Origin of the sequence: Steroidobacter sp., assembly GCF_036402275.1 — a bacterium.
GTDB lineage: Bacteria > Pseudomonadota > Gammaproteobacteria > Steroidobacterales > Steroidobacteraceae > Steroidobacter.
The window spans coordinates 28,438-46,303 of record NZ_DASWTF010000048.1; the positions used below are offsets into that span (position 1 = coordinate 28,438).

At 61.1% G+C, this 17,866-nt stretch carries 17 protein-coding genes; 7 read left to right on the plus strand and 10 right to left on the minus strand.

The genetic code is table 11. The features are described 5' to 3' along the window. Nucleotides 1–37 precede the first annotated feature (37 nt). Nucleotides 38–1,219, minus strand: coding sequence for a hypothetical protein (locus VGD45_RS27285; protein ID WP_331158554.1), 1,182 nt, complete (start codon nucleotides 1,217–1,219; stop codon nucleotides 38–40). A 136-nt stretch (nucleotides 1,220–1,355) separates the two neighbouring features. Between VGD45_RS27285 and VGD45_RS27290 the strand changes: the two genes are divergently transcribed. Then, the gene (locus tag VGD45_RS27290; RefSeq protein WP_331158555.1) at nucleotides 1,356–1,952 is read left to right on the plus strand and encodes an outer membrane beta-barrel protein; all 597 of its coding nucleotides are present in this window, start codon (nucleotides 1,356–1,358) and stop codon (nucleotides 1,950–1,952) included. A 48-nt stretch (nucleotides 1,953–2,000) separates the two neighbouring features. On the opposite strand, the gene VGD45_RS27295 is transcribed toward VGD45_RS27290, so the two are convergent. The 5 genes from VGD45_RS27295 to VGD45_RS27315 all read right to left on the minus strand — a co-directional run bounded on the left by VGD45_RS27295 (nucleotide 2,001) and on the right by VGD45_RS27315 (nucleotide 6,779). After that, nucleotides 2,001–2,879 (minus strand): hypothetical protein, encoded by an 879-nt coding sequence (locus tag VGD45_RS27295; protein WP_331158556.1) that lies wholly within the window; start codon nucleotides 2,877–2,879, stop codon nucleotides 2,001–2,003. 230 nt (nucleotides 2,880–3,109) lie between these two features. Further along, nucleotides 3,110–4,201: a redox-regulated ATPase YchF gene (gene ychF / locus VGD45_RS27300; protein WP_331158557.1), complete on the minus strand. Its 1,092-nt coding sequence runs from the start codon at nucleotides 4,199–4,201 to the stop codon at nucleotides 3,110–3,112. Nucleotides 4,202–4,209: 8 nt separating this feature from the next. Beyond that, complete coding sequence (pth, locus tag VGD45_RS27305) at nucleotides 4,210–4,791, minus strand: aminoacyl-tRNA hydrolase (protein WP_331158558.1); 582 nt, start codon at nucleotides 4,789–4,791, stop codon at nucleotides 4,210–4,212. Between the two features lie 102 nt (nucleotides 4,792–4,893). Next, nucleotides 4,894–5,628 (minus strand): 50S ribosomal protein L25/general stress protein Ctc, encoded by a 735-nt coding sequence (locus VGD45_RS27310; protein WP_331158559.1) that lies wholly within the window; start codon nucleotides 5,626–5,628, stop codon nucleotides 4,894–4,896. A gap of 212 nt (nucleotides 5,629–5,840) precedes the next feature. Continuing rightward, nucleotides 5,841–6,779 (minus strand): ribose-phosphate diphosphokinase, encoded by a 939-nt coding sequence (locus VGD45_RS27315; RefSeq protein WP_331158863.1) that lies wholly within the window; start codon nucleotides 6,777–6,779, stop codon nucleotides 5,841–5,843. Between the two features lie 382 nt (nucleotides 6,780–7,161). On the opposite strand from VGD45_RS27315, the gene VGD45_RS27320 reads away from it, so the two are divergent. The 4 genes from VGD45_RS27320 (at nucleotide 7,162) to VGD45_RS27335 (ending at nucleotide 10,364) form a co-directional block, all read left to right on the plus strand. Further along, nucleotides 7,162–8,388: a Fic family protein gene (locus tag VGD45_RS27320; protein ID WP_331158560.1), complete on the plus strand. Its 1,227-nt coding sequence runs from the start codon at nucleotides 7,162–7,164 to the stop codon at nucleotides 8,386–8,388. A gap of 324 nt (nucleotides 8,389–8,712) precedes the next feature. Next, nucleotides 8,713–9,360 carry a hypothetical protein gene (locus tag VGD45_RS27325; protein ID WP_331158561.1) on the plus strand — a complete coding sequence of 216 codons (648 nt, stop codon included), beginning with the start codon at nucleotides 8,713–8,715 and terminating at the stop codon, nucleotides 9,358–9,360. Nucleotides 9,361–9,419: 59 nt separating this feature from the next. Further along, the gene (locus tag VGD45_RS27330) at nucleotides 9,420–9,635 is read left to right on the plus strand and encodes a hypothetical protein (protein ID WP_331158562.1); all 216 of its coding nucleotides are present in this window, start codon (nucleotides 9,420–9,422) and stop codon (nucleotides 9,633–9,635) included. A 189-nt stretch (nucleotides 9,636–9,824) separates the two neighbouring features. After that, nucleotides 9,825–10,364 carry a hypothetical protein gene (locus VGD45_RS27335; RefSeq protein WP_331158563.1) on the plus strand — a complete coding sequence of 180 codons (540 nt, stop codon included), beginning with the start codon at nucleotides 9,825–9,827 and terminating at the stop codon, nucleotides 10,362–10,364. 31 nt (nucleotides 10,365–10,395) lie between these two features. Here the strand turns inward: VGD45_RS27335 and VGD45_RS27340 are convergent, their stop codons facing one another. From VGD45_RS27340 to VGD45_RS27355, 4 genes are all read right to left on the minus strand, one after another. Next, a complete protein-coding gene (locus VGD45_RS27340; protein WP_331158564.1) occupies nucleotides 10,396–12,393 on the minus strand; it encodes an amidohydrolase family protein in 1,998 nt (665 codons plus the stop codon). Beyond that, complete coding sequence (locus VGD45_RS27345; RefSeq protein ID WP_331158565.1) at nucleotides 12,390–14,573, minus strand: hypothetical protein; 2,184 nt, start codon at nucleotides 14,571–14,573, stop codon at nucleotides 12,390–12,392. The genes VGD45_RS27340 and VGD45_RS27345 overlap by 4 nt, the downstream gene beginning before the upstream one ends. Before the next feature lie 504 nt (nucleotides 14,574–15,077). Beyond that, on the minus strand, nucleotides 15,078–15,947 hold the full coding sequence (locus VGD45_RS27350) for a mechanosensitive ion channel family protein (RefSeq protein ID WP_331158566.1): 870 nt from the start codon (nucleotides 15,945–15,947) through the stop codon (nucleotides 15,078–15,080). A gap of 815 nt (nucleotides 15,948–16,762) precedes the next feature. Then, nucleotides 16,763–17,179 carry a helix-turn-helix domain-containing protein gene (locus tag VGD45_RS27355; protein ID WP_331158567.1) on the minus strand — a complete coding sequence of 139 codons (417 nt, stop codon included), beginning with the start codon at nucleotides 17,177–17,179 and terminating at the stop codon, nucleotides 16,763–16,765. Between the two features lie 84 nt (nucleotides 17,180–17,263). Between VGD45_RS27355 and VGD45_RS27360 the strand changes: the two genes are divergently transcribed. Next, nucleotides 17,264–17,530 carry a nitroreductase family protein gene (locus VGD45_RS27360; protein ID WP_331158568.1) on the plus strand — a complete coding sequence of 89 codons (267 nt, stop codon included), beginning with the start codon at nucleotides 17,264–17,266 and terminating at the stop codon, nucleotides 17,528–17,530. Further along, nucleotides 17,497–17,853: a malonic semialdehyde reductase gene (locus VGD45_RS27365; RefSeq protein ID WP_331158569.1), complete on the plus strand. Its 357-nt coding sequence runs from the start codon at nucleotides 17,497–17,499 to the stop codon at nucleotides 17,851–17,853. The genes VGD45_RS27360 and VGD45_RS27365 overlap by 34 nt, the downstream gene beginning before the upstream one ends. Nucleotides 17,854–17,866 lie beyond the last annotated feature (13 nt).

The window sequence follows — 17,866 nt, forward strand, 5'->3', positions numbered from 1 at the left end:
CGTCGGGGTCCAAGCCAAAGGCGCTATCGATCAATGCTCAACCGCTCTTGATCGGCGCTCCCGTCTGACGACACTCCCGCAGCCTCGTGCCCCACGGACTGATCGCCACCTGCGCGGAATACTCGCCGCCCTTGGGCACCGAGAATTCGACCGTGACGTCGAACGACCAGCGATCCCTGCCAGAGGCCGGCGGCGCGACCGAGACTCGATACGCACCACCAGTGGCATGCATCAGGCCATGCGGGGTCAACCACGCAGGCACGTCGCACTCGGCAGCAAACCGGCGAACGAACAAGTCATGAACTCCCACCAGCTGTGTCGCGGCCAGCGACTCACCCATGACCCGCACGAACTGGCCTTCGCCATACTGCGTTCCGCATGCTTCGACGTTCGGCGCGAACACGGCGATCAGCATGTTTGCTTTTTGACGCACGCTTGAGCTTGACGGATCCAGCTGCAGCGACGGAATAAATATATCTTGCGTGGCGGCGATACAGACCGCCTCGCTGGCGGAAGTTTTGATCAGCTGCAGCGGAGCAACGATGCGGCCATACACCACGTCGCCCTCGCCGTACTCATAGAACTCGGCCTCCAGGTATTGTCCTCCGAACTGCTTCCCGAGCTCCTGCGAACGACCCGGCGGCACTTGCCTCCAACCTGGTCGAGGCATCTCTACCATCAAGCGATTCCTTTCGGCGTGTACCGACGGGAGCGTCGGCTGCGACAACAACGCCACGGACTGATCTCGACGAGCTTGCAACAAGCGAACGCGTAGCACGTCCTGCTTCAAGGCGATTGCTTCCAGATGCGAGCAAACATCTGCATCGCTGGGCTCCGAGGCGGAGGCGGTCAGGCAATCGACATCGTAGAGCAGGATGTGCAGTTCACGCGGATCGAAGTCTACCCGCGGGCTTTCGCCACCGAGATATTCGGGACGCTCCACCAACGAAAAAGATACAGAGGGCCGACCGAGCAGCTCGACCAATCTTTGTTGTGAGATTGCTTTGGCAGCGTCGTGATTGAAAGTCGCGGGAAACGATCGAGCTACGGTTTCGACTACCGCCGCACGCCCGCTCGCATCCGATTTGAACTGTTGAAATGCCTGCGTCTGCTCGGCTGTCCACGTTGTTTCGGTTGATTCGTCAGCGCCAGATTGGCGTGCTTGACCGCAAGCCGCCAGCAGCGCCGTGATCGAAGTCACAAAAATCCATCGCGCCACACCAATGCTCCCGAGGCGTCTCGTTTACGCAACTTAGCTGTCGCCAGCTGACGACGTCTCGCTTCGAATCCGAGCGCCGCTCGGGCGAGAACAGTAGAATACCTTCAGCGCACCGACGCGCTACGACTCAGAGTGCATGAACGTAACTATGAAGATGAACCTGAAAAACCTGTTCTGCGTGGCTGCCCTGGCACTGCCGCTCACGACCATGGCTGACGAGCTCAGCTATCGCTATGTCGACGTGGCGCATTTCCCCGAAGCGGAAATCGACGCCGACGGCGTGGACGTGGATGGCGACGGTCTGCAACTGCGCGGCTCGCTGCCGGTGTATCAAAACATTTTCGCGCTGGCCGAGTTCCAGGACCTGTCCCTGGACGGCGGCGTCGACGTCACGCGCATGATGGTGGGCGCCGGCGGCCACTGGGCGCTGGGCAACAACCTGGACCTGATCGCGCGCGGCGGCCTGGCTCACTTCGAAGTGGACGTCGGCCGTTTCGACGACGACGACACCGGCTTGTTCGCCGGCGTGCGCCTGCGCACGATCGTCGCGCCGAAGATCGAACTGGAAGGCGGCGTCGAGCACCTGGCCGTGGATGTGGCCGGCATCGATGGCGACACTTACCTGATCGGCGAGGGCCGCTACAACTTCACGTCGCAGTTCTCGGCGGGCTTGTTGATCACCGTGGGCGGCGACACGAGCGTGTTCGGCGCCCAGGGCCGCTTCAACTTCTGATCCAGCACGGTTGCCGGGCCTCCGCTGCAACGGAGGCCCGGCTTCGCATCACCTATGCCATGCCACCGGCATGAGCACACATTGCAAGACTCCGCTGCGTTGCTTGTCCGGAATGAACACCAGCAGCTCCGGCGCAGCGAAATCCTGAATCGGAGCGGCGACCGCGAGCACGGTCGCATCGATTTCGTACAGGCTCCAGTAAGCGCCCGTGGCGCTGCCGAGATTTCTACCCGCCTTGTTGCGATCGATGAAAATCAACCGCCGCGAGTCGCGGTCGTCCGTGGTCCGGCTCCATATGTTTTGTTTCGTGAACACCCATTCTTCGGCGAGACGTTCCGGCGCACGCGCAGTGAGCGCGTAGCGGATCATGGTGTTGATTGAATCGCAGCGGGCGGAAGGATCGATCAGGGCGCAACGCTTGGCGTGGCTGCTCAACAACTCGGGACGGCTTTGCAACTGCTCGCCGACGATCATCAGACGCTGATGTTCCTGGCTGCCGAGCATGCCAGTGAGTCGATAGACGTGCTCGTCGCTCCCGTCCGCATCCAGGTCGACATTGACATACTCGAGACCGGTGACGACGCTGACCGCGGCGCCTTCGGCCGTGGCCGCGCTCAAGCTGCGAAACTGGATCTGACGTGAGTTATCCAGCAACCAGCGCGCACTGTAGTCGCCCTCATATCGCCCCGGCTCATTGAACGCGCTCAGGACTTCGTCGCATAACTTCTCGTTGGCCGCGCCGGCCAGTTGAAAAAAGTTGGACGGACGTTGCGAGCTGCGCGGATCCTCCGCAAGCGGCTGCACCGTGACTTCCCTGCGGAGGGCAGCATAAGTGGGGAAGCCTTCCTGTGCGAAAGCAACCGGCGCGCCGAATCCCGCCGGCAAACCGAATGACGCGAGCAAAAGGCTGAAGTGCAACTTGCGCATCGTTATCTGACCCTGACGACGATGAATGAACGTCCTGCGACGTTCGGCGGCTTCGATCCCCTAGCCAATCCTTGGTTCTATTCGTGCCGGACAATTGCCGTCACATATATAGAGGAATCGTCGTGCGCTGTCCACGCAGGGAACGGCAGCGCCGATGCTGAATCCGCGGGCGCGAATGTTCGGTTCGACGAGCGGCGGCGCTCGTCACGTCCGCAGTGTGGGCGCGCGTCTCAAACGTTGAAACGGAAGTGCATGACGTCGCCTTCCTGGACGACGTATTCCTTGCCTTCCAGGCGCAGCTTGCCCGCTTCCTTCGCGCCCTGCTCGCCTTTGAAGTTCGTATAGTCGTCATACGCTATGACTTCGGCGCGAATGAATCCTTTCTCGAAGTCGGTGTGAATCACACCGGCCGCCTGCGGAGCGGTAGCGCCGACGCGCACGGTCCACGCGCGAGCTTCCTTCGGGCCGGCGGTGAAGTAGGTCTGCAGGCCGAGCAGTTTATAGCCGGCGCGGATGACGCGATTCAGACCAGGTTCGTCCAGGCCGATGTCTTTCAAGAAATCGGCGCGATCGGCTTCTTCGAGCTGCGCGATCTCGGCTTCGATGGCGGCGCAAACCGCGACCACTTCCGAGTTCTCACGGGCCGCGAGCTCGCGCACCGAGTCCAGGTGAGGATTGTCGGTGAAGCCGTTCTCCGCCACGTTGGCGACATACATCAACGGCTTGATGGTGATGAGGTGCAGCTCCTGAAGGAGCTTTTTCTCTTCCGGATCCTTGATGAGCGAGCGCGCCGGCTTGCCCGAGTCCAGATGCTCCTTGAGCTTCTTCATCAGGTCGCGTTGTTTGATCGCGTCCTTGTCGCCGGCCTTCGCGGCTTTCTCGGCGCGCTGCAGGCCGCGCTCGACGGTGTCGAGATCGGCGAGCGCCAGCTCGGTATTGATCACTTCGACGTCGTCCAGCGGCTTGATCTTGCCGGCGACGTGCACGATGTCGTCGTTCTCGAAACAGCGCACGACGTGCGCGATCGCGTCCGTCTCGCGAATGTGAGAAAGGAATTTGTTGCCGAGACCTTCGCCCTTGGACGCGCCAGCGACCAGGCCGGCGATGTCGACGAACTCGACCGTCGCGGGCAATCGCTTCTCGGACTTAGCGATGCCGGCGAGCACGTCGAGCCGCGGATCCGGCACCGGCACGATGCCGACGTTGGGATCGATGGTGCAGAACGGATAGTTTTCAGCCGCGATCTGCGCGCGCGTGAGCGCGTTGAACAGCGTCGACTTGCCGACGTTGGGAAGCCCAACGATGCCGCACTTGATGCCCATAAATTAAATCACTTCTTGGAATGCAGCCCGTTCATGGCGCGTTCCGCGCCCTGTTCGAGAAAGGTCGGCAGCGTCTGCAGCGACTGATCGATGGAAGCGAGGATTTTTTCTTCCTCCTCGCGAGGCGCCCGGCGCAGCACATAGTCGATCACCTGCGACTTGTCGCCAGGATGGCCGACGCCGATGCGCAGCCGCCAGAAATCCGGCCCCATGTGCGTGATGGTGTCGCGCAGGCCGTTGTGGCCGCCCGCGCCGCCCCCAAGCTTGAACCGCGCATCGCCCACCGGCAGGTCGAGCTCGTCATGAACCACGAGGATCTCGGCCGGCTCCACTTTGATGTAATCGGCGAGCGCGCGGATCGCGAGGCCGCTGCGATTCATGTACGTGGAAGGCTTGAGCAGGGTGATGTCCTGGCCGCAGTACTGCACGCGACAGATGTCGCCGTGAAATTTCGCATGACTGCGAAAACCGGCGCCCAGCTTGGATGCCAGCGCGTCCACGAACCAGAAGCCCGCGTTGTGACGCGTGAGCAGATGCTCCGGCCCGGGATTGCCGAGGCCGACGATGATTTTGAGAGGAGTGCCCGCCATAACAGTGCAACCGAAAATAACGCAACGATGGCGGACAAGAAATCCGCCCGCCATCGTTTGCACGCCACCCGCCGTGTTGCCACGGCGGGCTGCGTGTCAGCGTTACTTCTTCGGAGCGCCGCCCTTGGCAGCGGCCGGAGCAGCAGCCGCCTTCTTGGCGTCGCCAGCCGCAGCCGCAGGAGCCGCACCAGCCGCCGGAGCCGCGCCAGCAGCCGGAGCCGCAGCAGCGGCAGCCGCCACCGGAGCCTCGGCCTCTTCCGCACGCGGATGGTGGATGGACACGACAGCCTCGTCGCGACCGTGCGAAAGCGCGACCAGCTCGACGCCTTCAGGCAGCGGCAGGTCGGACAGACGACGGATCTGGTTGATCTCCATGGCGGACAGATCGATCTCCAGATATTCCGGCAGATCCTTCGGCAAGCACAGCACTTCGACTTCGTTCAACAGGTGCGACACCACGCCGCCCTGAGTCTTGACGCCCGGCGAGCCGGCTGCACCCTTGAAGTGCAGCGGAATGGTCATGCGGATCTTCTCGTTCTCCAGCACGCGCTGCAGATCCATGTGCAGGATCTGGTTCTTGGCCGGATGACGCTGCACGTCCTTCAAAATGGCAGCCTGAGGCTGGCCATCGATCTTGAGCTGCAGGATGGTGGAGAAGAACTTTTCGTTCACCAGCAGGGTGAGCAGGTTCTGGTGATCCAGAATGATCTGCTTCGGTTCCTGGTGGCCGCCATAAAGAATCGCCGGAACTTTCCCGGAACGACGCAGGCGGCGGCTCGCACCCTTCCCCTGCACGCCGTCGCGGGAATCGGCGACGAGGTCGAATGAATATTTCATGGTTACTCCAGTTGAGAACGAAGTAACGGCGTATCGCGACCAATAACGCCGCCACTGTGATTTTTCTTCTCGCGGCTTACGCCCCGAAAAGAAAAGAAACCTGAACTCTGCGCGCCGCAGGCCGCGCCATTCTGAAACTCGGCGCGGCGAAGCCGCGCCAATACTAATTTCTCAAAGTGCGCGCGGCGCCGATAGGCAGCCGCGAGCACCAATCAGTCGATGTACAGAGAGCTGACGCTCTCCTCATCCCGAATACGCCGCATGGTTTCGGCGAGCAATCCGGCGACCGTCAGCTGACGGATCTTCTTGCAGTTCCGCGCGTCCGGGCGCAACGGAATCGTGTCCGTCACCACCAGCTCGTCGAGCTGCGACTGCGAGATGCGATCGATCGCCGGCCCCGACAGCACCGCGTGCGTGATGTACGCCAGCACCTTCTTCGCCCCGTTCGCCTTCAACGCCTCAGCCGCGTGACACAACGTCCCGGCCGTATCGACCAGGTCGTCGATCAGCACGCACGTCTTACCTTCGACCTCGCCGATGATGTTCATCACCTCGGACTCGTTCGGCCGCGGACGGCGCTTGTCGATGATCGCCAGTTCGGCATCATCCAATCGCTTCGCCAGCGCTCGAGCACGCACCACGCCGCCGACGTCGGGCGACACCACCATCAGGTTGTCGTACTTCTGCTTCCAAACATCGCCGAGCAACACCGGCGAGGCGTACACGTTGTCGACCGGGATATCGAAGAATCCCTGGATCTGGTCAGCGTGCAGATCGACCGTGAGCACGCGGTTCACACCGGCGCTCGCAATCATGTTCGCCACCAGCTTGGCCGTAATGGGCACTCGCATCGCCCGAGGCCGCCGGTCCTGGCGGGCATAACCGAAATAAGGAATCACAGCGGTGATGCGCGCGGCCGAAGCACGTCGGCAGGCGTCGGTCATCACCAGCAATTCCATCAAGTGATCGTTGGCCGGAGGACAGGTCGGCTGCACGATGAATACATCGCGGCCACGCACGTTCTCCAGCAGTTCGACAGTGGACTCGCTGTCGCTGAAACGACTGACTGCGGCGCGACCGAGCGGCACGGTCAGGTGGCGCGCGATGTCCTGGGCGAGCTGCGGATTGGCGTTGCCCGCGAACACCGCCATCGTGGCACGATCCATTCAAACACTCCGATTGGCTGGGGCGGAAGGACTCGAACCTCCGAACGGCGGGCTCAAACCCGACAAGAGGGCTAACGGAATCAGTAACTTACCGATCCCATCCGGTTTTCGACCCCTTCCACTCCCATCGATTCCCCGTGGCTGGCACCGAAGCTGGCACCAGCGATACCGGTGAACCAGTTAAAAGCACACGGTCGAAAGCGGGGGCGCAATATACACGAATCCAGGCGGTCTTATCCTCTCCGCGTCAAGGATTTGTAGCGAGTGCACCTTGGAGGGCAGGAGACGGAAACCTTTACTGGCGTGGATCTTATTAAAGGTTTACATTGAAAACCTTTAACAACGGACTTCATATTTAAGGTTCTCCATGCGCAAGTCCGACCTGCATCCGTCATTGCGAGACTCAGCCGTGCCGGTCCCGGGACATTCCGGGTGCTATGCGGTCGTGCCGCCCCCGGTACCAACGACTTTGCCCGTCAGCCCACCGCTTCTCCCCCTCGCTCAGCGTGAAGTTCAAATTCTCTCCGATGCCGTCGAAGCGGCGCCGGACTATGCGCACCTGCTCATGCACATGCTCAATCGGCGTGAAGCGGTGGACAGCAGTCAGATCGAAGGCACCCACACTCAATTCGATGAGCTGCTCCTTCATGAAATCGAAAAGGGCACACCGGATGCAGTCAGCGATTCTGACGCCGAACAGACACTGAATTACGTTCGTGCGTACACGCTCGGCGTGGCTCAGGTGAGAAAGCACGGGCAACGTGCGCTCGACGGCGCACTGATCTGCGAGATGCACAGGCATCTCATGAGCGGAAACCCGCGCGCCTCACCTGGACAGCTTCGCGGCGTCCAGAATTTCATCGGCGGACTGAAGATGGAGCAGGCTCGATTCATTCCCCCTCCCCCGGAGGAGGTGCCCCGACTCATGACAGATCTCGACCGGCTCATTCGCCACCAACCGGACCCCGAGTCTCACTACGATGTTTCGGTCCTGCCACGAGCCGCGATCGTTCACGCGCAGTTCGAAACGATCCATCCTTTCGTCGATGGCAACGGCCGTATCGGACGCCTGCTGTTTCCCCTGATGCTGCTCGCCGACGGCGGACACCCAATCCACCTGGCGACGTTCCTGAAATGCCGCCAGCGCGAGTATTACGACGCGCTCCTCGATGTGCAGATGAAACTGCACTGGTCGCCGTGGGTCGACTTATTCCTCGAATGCGCGATCGCTTCGTGTCGCCACACCGTGCACCTGCTCCGAGAGCTTCGAAGCGTCGCCGAACGATGGCAAGAACGCCTGAAGACACGCGGCACGCGCAAGCACGCGACTGTGTGGAGCGTCGTCCATCTCCTGCTCGGTCAGCCCGTCGTTACCGTCTCCTCTTTAGTCGAACGCTTGAATGTCACATTTCCGTCTGCGAACGCAGCCGTTGCCACACTCGTCGACCTGGACATTCTGCGCCCCCAAGGACAGCAACGGCGCAACCGCGCCTTTCATGCTCACGAGATCATGAACCTTTTGTACACCGGGATCGATGCCGTGTTGGACGACGTAGCAACGCTGCGCAACTACCGGACTGGAAGCTGGATGTAGCATCCTCGCAAATTTAAAATCACGTGTTAAAAATGCAAGGATGTTGAGGATGAGGCCGCGGATCGAAACTTGCGGACCAGCAGAGAGATCCAGAATGCATATCGCTAAATCGCGACTCTATGTTGAAAGGCGGGGCGTCCCGCGCAAGGCCGTGCAAGTGGCAATTGGCATGCCGGCTCCCGATCGTCACGGTGACGTGAGCTGCGCTGTCCACATCCGTGGCATTGACCCCCCACGGAGAATTTTCGGAATCGACTCACTCCAGGCTGTCGCATTGAGCTTCGGTTTCCTGGAGGAAAGGTTGGCGTCGCTGCAGTCATCGGGATGGCGCTTCTATTTCGATCGGAAGGACGCAAAGCCATTCGATCCAAGAAGCATCTGGTTTCCGAAAACGGGGAGCGCTGCTCGCGGCTTGCGCGCGAAACGAATCGAGGAAACCTGATGAAACAGGCTGAATCGAACACCCATAGAAACCGCCAAGTGTGCGTTCTTGGAAGCGCAGAACCGGGATCGGCGGCGTACGAACTAGCCGGCGCCGCCGGTGAGTTACTGGCGCGATCGGGCATCACGCTCGTGAGCGGATGCGGAAGCCCGGCCACTCGAATAGCGGCGGAACGAGCGCTTGCGGCCGGCGGTCTCGTCGTCAGCATCGTGCCCTCTGACGACATCGACCTGCAGAACTGGCCCTGCAGTGTGTTGATTCCATGTGGAATGGGAGACGCCCGGAACTTATTGATGGCGCTGGCCGGCGACGCGTGCCTGGTGATCGGCGGTCGTGCCGGCACGATCTCGGAAGTATGCCTGGCATGGCTGCATCATCGACCACTCCTGCCCCTTACTGGATGCGGAGGATGGTCCGATCAATTGGAGCAAAACCCTCCCGATGAGCGGCGCAACTCGAAGATACTGTCGTGGAGCTCGATAGCCGAACTGAAAACCCGTCTCGAGGAATTAGGTCTTGCCACGACATGAGCCCGCAGGACTGCCGAAACAAATCCTTGAGATAGAAACGCGCCCAGCCGAGAAAGAACATGATGTCCCTGGACGATGAGCGTTGGCGGCAACTGAAAGGCGGCTATAGAGTCACCTATGATCCATCGGGAGCGCTGAAGCTGCTCGAATCCGGCGTCGACGTCTGGGGCGAACTGTGGGATGAGCTGCATCATCAAGGCGACGTCGATGTGGCGTCGTACGCGGCGGTTCCACACTTGGTTCGCATCGCCACATCCGCAACTCGTCGGGATTGAAACGTCTATGCGCTGGTGGGCTTGATCGAGGCCGAGCGGCATCCGCGGAAGCTCGGCACCGTGTTGCTCCACCTCGACTCATCCCAAGTCGACGAATTAGCCGAGGGCCATCTGTCTTGGTCACAGTTGTACGACTAACAATCGCTGCACGGGACGTGACATTGCGAGTGATCCGTGGTCGGCCCGGTTATGAAGACAGCTGAAATTGCAACAATCGTTCAATGCATCGCCACGGACTGGACCAAACAGTCTCGTGGCTTTCCAGGCGCTATCAAACGTAACGCCACTCCACAGGCGTTGAGATTACCGCTGGAGGAACGGCCGCAAGGATGCTCCTTCATTGAACACGAAGCAGGATTTTGGGAACGGCGCGACTTCGAAGATCCGCATCTGAGCATTTCATTCGAATCTCTCACGCCGGGGCGAACCCTGAGGTACGGCGGCGTGCACGTTGTTAAGGAAGACAACCGGCTGCGAGTCAGCTGGATCTACACTCCGGAAGACGTCGGGATGCCGCCCCGGCCACAGAAAAAGAAAGATGTGTTCGAGTTGGCTCTGAATCAGTGGGCGCGAGTTATATACAATGGCCGGTTCGACGGGGGCGAACATGCCTACTGGACGTACCGAAAAACAGTCCTCAACATAGGCTTGTTCGAGGAAGTGGCTGCGTCTGTATTCATCGAGACGATGCCTGACGTGATCATGGACAAAACCGCGATCGTGTACTGACGGAACGCACGCCTAACAAGGGCGCACACCGTCAGTCACCGCGTGGCTCGATTCCCAAGGCGCGCTCGATGTCCGCCGGATCGTAGATCCTGCCGCCCTTGATCACAGCCTTGATCCTGCGGATGTCCTCCATGTCTCGGGTGGGGTCTCCGTCTATGAGCAGCATGTCCGCGTATTTGCCAGCAGCAACGACGCCTTGGTCGCCTGAGATACCCATGACTTCTGCGGGCGTCAGCGTGGCAAGTCGAAGCACGTCGGCAGGCGCGATGCCGGCCCGTGCATACAGCTCCAACTCATGATGCAGCTGGTAGCCCGCCAGCGCGTCAGTGCCAGGGACGATGGTGACACCGGCATCGTGGAGAGCTTTCAAGAGCTTCAGCATGGATGGAACCGCTTCTCGATAAGCTCCCTCCGCGCCCGCCGGCGGCGCATAGGCGGGTGCGGCCAAGTTGCGGCGAACCTGCGCTGGAAATCTGCGTGCGACTTGCTCCAGGCCCGGCGTAATGTCGCTCAAGCTGCCTGCCAGACGCGCCTCGAGCAGACCCATGGTCGGATCGAGCACGGTGCGATGACGTTTCAGGAAATCGATGAAGTCGCGCACTTCCGTCTTGTCTGGCGTGAACTCACGCGCGTGCACGCCCACTTCGATGAACCGCTGGCTCATCTTCGTCGTCTCCTGCACGCGCGGATACAGAAAGTTCAGCTCCACGTAGTTGAAGTGCTGGAGCTCATCGGCGCCCGCTTCGATGAACTGATGCGCCGACATGAAGGCAGGTACGTGGCCGCTGAGCCGCAGCCCGCGCGCATGAGCACGGTCGGCAATGATCGGCACCAGCTCGGGTTTGAGCGACATGTAGGTCTTGATCTGTACGTACCCGTGATCCGCGTACCAGTCCACCAGCCTGATGGCTTCCTCGGCGCTCTCGACGAGCGTCTTGAACGGTCCGGCGTTCGGTCCCTTGCCGTCGATGATCCCCGCCCTGAACACACGCGGACCGATCTCCGTGCCGGCCTCGAACCGCCGGACGCGCTTCAAGAACAAGTCGGTGTCATTCCCAAGATCACGTGCGCTCGTCACGCCGTTGGCGATGTTGAGCATGCCGTCGACGCCATCGAAGTGCGCGTGGCAATCCCACAGGCCCGGCATCAGGAATCGACCGTTGGCGTCGATGACCGTCGCCTCGGGCTCGGAAACGATTTGTGTATCTTGGGCAACGCGTATGACACGCTCACCTCGCACCCGCACGGTCATTCCCGGAGTGACCGATAGATCGCGCGGATCGAACAGACGCGCATTGCGGACGATCAGATCGCCCTTGGGCGTCTGAGTCAGAACGCCCGCCAGACTTGCGAACCACGACTGGTTGGTCTCGTCCTGCTTTGCCAGCAGCTGAGTAACATCCGTCTCGTGCCCGGCGGCAACGGTGGAGAGCCACAACGATGCGACCGCTCTCGTTGCACCCTTTGCGTCGAGCCAGACGGACACAGGCATGAAGTCCAAGCCTACGATCCGGTACTGAAACCATTCGGTTCGAGAACTTCCCTCGCCAAGCACGATGCCGCCCGCCCGTTCGATACTCACCGAGCCGCTCGGCAGCAACGCAAGCCGCCCCTTCGGCGCCTTGAGGAGTGCGCGGGCCAGCACGCCATAAAACTCGGGCACCGGATTGGCAGGCATGTAGAACGCAGGCCCACGCAGCGCCCGCTCGCCACTCTCGCGCCGATTCTTCCAGCTCGCCTTGCCCCGCGTCAGCACGAAACGTTCTTCGACCGGCGCCTTGGAGTAGTCATGGCCGCGGCTCTCATAGGCGACGGGCATGCCGGCTGCGTCGAGCGTCCAGGTCGCCGTGATGCGATCGCCATGATCGCGATCGTTATAGGAATATTCAGCCCGCACAGTCCTTTCGTCATTGACGGCGACGGTTTGCTGGCCTGCGCGGTTACCCTGCATCAGCACTGCGTCGGTGCGCACATCGGCGAGGGCATGGCCGCCGAGGAGACCTGCTGCGATCAGAAGGAATGCACTCACGGCGTGTTGCGGATCTTGATCTGCCGCACATCGCTCGGCACCGTGAGAGCCACGATGAGCCGCATGTCATCGGCCGACAGCACCAGCCCGCGCCGATTCAGTCCTTGAGAGCCGAGCGTCATGCCGCCCACCTCTTGCTGATTGGCGTCGTAGATCCAGATGTCCTTGCCGGTTCCCCATTCGGGCCCGGCGCTGCCAAAGCAGTAGCCTCGCCAGCCGCAAGTGATAGCCGCCGGATACGCCGTCGCAGGGAGGTACAGGCGCGCCACCAGAGTCACTGGGTCGACCACGCCGAATCCATATGGATTGCCGGCTGCGCGATACAGGTTGGCGTCGTCCTCGGTCAGCGCGATATCGAGGCCGTTGCCCGGCGAATAAATACTGTCGAGCGCCCCACCGTACCGCAGCGTCCGCACGACGGAGAAGCCGGCCGAGTTCAGCGTCGAGTAGCGAACCTCGCTCAACATGATCGCAGTGGGACTATACGCTGCATCCTGAACATAAATGCGCCGGCCGTCTTTGCTGGCGACCACCTGGCCGCCGCCCAGAATCGTTTGCGAAGCAAGCTCGCCCGTTTGCACGTCGAAGACTTCGCCGGTGTGACCGCTGATGACGATTGGATGACCATCGGGGCGCGCATAGGCCACCGTCAGCGGATACGGCGGATAAGCATTCTTCGATGTTTGATACGAGCGCACGATGGCGCCGGTTTGCGAATCGACGCCGACGATCCGCATGGTGTTCTCATCGCCTACATACATGACGCTGCCATCCCCATTGAGCGTCAAGGGACCGACGCCCACATCGCTCAGCGTGCGTACCAACGCACCAGTGTAGACATTGCGCACCTCAACGTCGCCCGCAAGAGTGTTGCCGAAGAACAGCGGCTCTTGCGGATGAGGGGCCAGATACAGGATCGACGCGGGCACTGTCACATCCGCAGGGTCGGTCGAGCCGCGCCACAGTGCAACCTGGACCACCTCCTGATTCACGATCAGCGGATCGGTCGAAGCAATCGTCACGGTCGCGCGATGCAGCTGATCCGTGGCCAACGTTCCCGGCGTCGCGGTCAAGACCAGCGATGTTCCATCCGGCGCAGACGCCTGCAGCCAGCTTTGATTCGAGCTGACCTGCAACGGCACATCGGCGCGATCCAGCGAGTTGAAGACGCGCAACGTGCGCGTCAAGGCCTGACGGCTGGGGAAGCTGGACAGACCCACGCCGGTGCGCGAAGCCCAGATGCGCTGTGCGTCCACATTCAAGGAGACCGGCAGGGTTTTCGCGACTGGCGTGCCGTTCACGTTAGCGGTGAAAGTGACATTGCCGGTGTAAGTGCCTGCACTCAACCCAACGGGCGCCGGCGTGAACGCGACCTCGACACCGGCATCGCTCACCGTTCCCGTCGCGACCGGAATCTGCAGCCAGTTGCCGCCATTCGTCGGCGTGAATGTCGCAGTCCACGGATGTGCTCTCGCGCCCGTACCGAGCGCGAAGCGAGCGGTGCGCGTCTCCATCGCAAGACCGCTGACGCCGCCAAACAGCATCGGCGGATTGGTATTCACAAAGATGTTCGGCGCCGTGAGCGTCAGTGTCACCGGCAACGTCGCGCGATCCGTCGGATCGGAGGTACTGATGGCCGTGACGGTTCCCGACGCCGCTACTCCGCCCAACGCCGATGTATCGATCGTCAGCGCCACGCTCCTGGAGCCTTGCTGCACGGTGGACGGCACCGCGATCCAAGGAACATCGGCTGTCAACGACCACTGCCGCTCGGCAGAGGTCGCAACGGAAATATTGGCATTGAAGCTGGCGTTCGTGTGTCCCAGGGTCGCAGTCAGCGCCAACGGCGCGCCGATGATGGAAACACCCTCCACCAGCGAGTAACTCACTTGCACATCCTGGTACTTGAGGATGTTGCCGTTGGCGTCGGCGGTGCCGACAGAGATCGTTGTGCTGAGCGTTCCGGCGGGCGGCTGAGTGGTGAGCACGTGGAAGATTACAGCGTAGTTCGTGCCGCTTCCGGAGATGTCGACCCGCAGCCACGACGCCGGAGTTACGCCCTCGCGATAAGCCGCGCCGACCGAGGTTATATCGGTGCCAGTGAGCCGCATCCCCAGCGTGGCAATCGCCGGCACCGGCCCCATCCGCTTCGCGTTGAAGGAAACAGTAGTGGCGCTCAAGGTAAACGCGCCGCGACTGGAAGGCGCATCCCCTCCACCGCCACCTCCGCCGCCGCATCCAGCCAGCGCAACGATCAGCAGAACCCACGCGGCGAACCGTCGACCTACCGACGTCCCGAGCGTACCCCTGGAATGCAAGCCAAGATTCATGGCGCGCGCCAGGTCGCGAAATCCGTTTGCCGAGTGATTCATATTCGGGGCCGAGCGGCCTGGTTCGCTGATGTTATGGCGGCGAAGAATACACACGCCGTCGAACGCTGACTACAAGGCGCTTGCAGCCTTGAATCACGAGGGATTGCTCTCGGCCGCGCAACTCAACATTGCCTTTGTTTCCGACGTCTCCTGTGCTGTGAGCTCAGTGATATTGCTGGCCGCCCATGCGTTATGAACAAAAACTTTGGCGGCGATAGCGATTCCATGCCGCGGAATCGGCATGAGCAGGCCTATTGGCGGACGAGGGGGCGAGGGGGCCGGCCGTTTAGCCCCCGCAACAGAAACCCGCCGCTACGCAGTTCTTTGCTGATCTCGATGTTCGGTCAATGCATCCCGTAACAGAGCGTCGCCGACGAAGTGCACATCGCGCCGAGGGAACGGAATCACGACGCCCCGCTCGCGACACGCTTCTACGACGGCCCTGGTGAGCTCGCCACGAGCTGGAATGTAGTCAGCAACCGAGACGCTGCACTTCACCGCCATTTCCACGTATGAATCCGCGAGCCGGATTGCCTGCACGAGAGGCGCTGGGTCTTGCAGCACGCGGGCGTTGGCACGTAATACCTGCTCGATTGCTGCCACTGCCCGATCGAAGTCGGTGTCGTACGCAACTCCGACGGACAAGTTGAGCTCTCGGGTCGTGCCGAAGTTGTGATAAATCTCGCCGACGATCTTGCGGTTCGGGATCACCACTCGCGAACCATCCGGATGGGCGAGCCGGGTGCTGAATAAGGAGATGTCCTCGACGCTACCCTCCTCGCCCACCACGGAAATGTATTCGCCGACGCGAAATGGCCGGGAAAAGATGATGGATAATCCCGCGGCCACGTCGCTCAACAACCCCTGCATGGCCAGCGCAACGCCTGCGCCGAGCACGCCGAGGCCAGCGATCAGCGGCAGCAACTCGACGCCCAGATTCTGCAGGGCCATGACCATGAACAGGCCAAGCACGATCGTGCGGGCGATGCGAGAGAGCAGCGAGCGCACCGGCGGCTCCAACTCGATCCGCTCCAGCGCACGCATCAGCATGACGCCCACCCATCGACTGACCGTGAGGCCGATCGCGAAGATCAACACGGCCACAAGTAGTTTCGGGCCGAAGCGGACCGAGAGATCCACGGCCGTGCTCTTGAACTGATCGACTGCGTTCAATGTGTCCATGATCGACAACGTCCCTTCTTCTGACCAGAAAGCCGGCTGCATTCGCACCGGGCGTCCGGCAACGCCGTAACGCACGGCGTTTGACAGAGTAACTGGCCGGATTCTGTCAACGTGAGACGTCCGTCACGATCGCAGCGATGGCGGTCAGCTGCGGCTCTTCTGGCTGACGCCGCTGCTGGGCGCGACTCACGCAGTGTGCTCGAAGCGACCAGCGCCGACAGATCAGTGGATCATCACCATAGCGAATGCAGTTGAGCGTCAGTTGAGCTTGGACGACGTCTGTTCAGCGCGGAGCGTGGGCCTCGTACATTGTTCTCGCGTGTCCGGAACGCGCACTTCCATCCACGAGTGGGTGCAGAGGGACGACATCGACGCCGTCGAAGCCGACTCGTTTCTTGAAATGCCGGATGAATGGCTCCCACTGACACAGGCGACCTCGCCGCTGGACAGGCCGATCAGGAGGACGGCGTTGTTCAATTTCTGCCGACTGCTGTCACCCGGACCGACGGACACGCCGCTCGCCGTTTGTGATGCGCGCACGTTCACGAAGCAGTAGGCTACGGCGAGATATCCCGTGAACGTGGTGTGGTCAACGTCATATTGGATTGGGGCAATCGCCATGCTTGGTCACCTCGGATTACTGATCGCGTTCGCGCCCTAGTCCTCGAACCAGAACGACTCGCCGGGAGTGCAGAAAACCGGCATTCTGGTAGCGCATGAAGCGCCGGGCATGAGCGATCTTATCAAGCAGCGCACACAAGCCCTGGCTCGGCTCGAGTATGTGGCCTGGAGGCCGTCACGACCTACAATGTTGGTCACGGGCGCGAGGTGAGCGTCAGGTCGGGTCCCAGATTGATCTTCTGCCGTGGAAGTCCCACTGAGCTCGGCGCCTTGGCTTCGGCGTCGGCAAGAGCCCAGCCATAGTCGCGCATCCAGTCAGCCACGCCACCCAGCGCGCCGACGAGGTGCCGAGCTTCCTGCGTAGCGCTGTATTCCACTCGTAAGGGAGACTCATCAAATATCTCGCGACGGACCAGACCGCGTCTCTCGAGCAATCGCAAATGTTTGGTCAGCTCCTTTTGCGTGATCGGCTCAGCCCGGCGCTGCAGCTCGCGAAAACGAATCGCTCCATCGGTAAGGATCAAACGATAAAGAATGGGGATGGCCCACTTGCCCGACACGAGCCTGACGAAACTCGATAACGGACAGCCCCGCTGCAACTCGCTTTTCATATGAATGGTATCCAAAGGGTGCCTACTATCGTTTGAATGCCGCGTTCCTTAAGCTCAGCACGACACGCTACAGAAGGTTGTCCGATGCTGAATCCGCTCCCGAACGAGTCGCTCGATCGCGCTTTTTTCCAAGCCCGCACCGTCAACGGCTACACAGATAAAGAGGTCACAGATGAAGACCTGCGCGCACTCTACGATCTTATGAAGTGGGGACCGACGTCGACCAACCAACAACCGCTTCGCATCGTCTGGTGCCGCACACCTGAATCGAAACACGCCTGGCGGCGTTTTGCTATCCCGGCAATGCGGAGAAGGTGTTGGCAGCGCCGGTCGCTGCCATTCTGGGCATGAACAGAAACTTCGTTCCCGATCTCCCCCGCCTGTATCCGCACGTGGACGCCCGCGGTTGGTATGGCGACAATCAAAAGTTGATTGAAGAGTCCGCGTTCAGAAACTCCAGCTTGCAGGCGGGGTATCTTTTGATCGCGGCGAGAATGCTGGGATTGGATAGCAACCCCATGTCCGGCTTCGACGCTGAAAAGTTGGATGCCGACTTTTTCGCGGGAACGAGCGTCAGCGTCAACTTCATCACGACGCTGGGTCACGGCGACCGGAGCACTGCTTACCCGCGTGGGCCTCGCTTGTCCTTCGAGGAAGCTTGCAGGCTCGCCTAGTAGCGACGTGCCG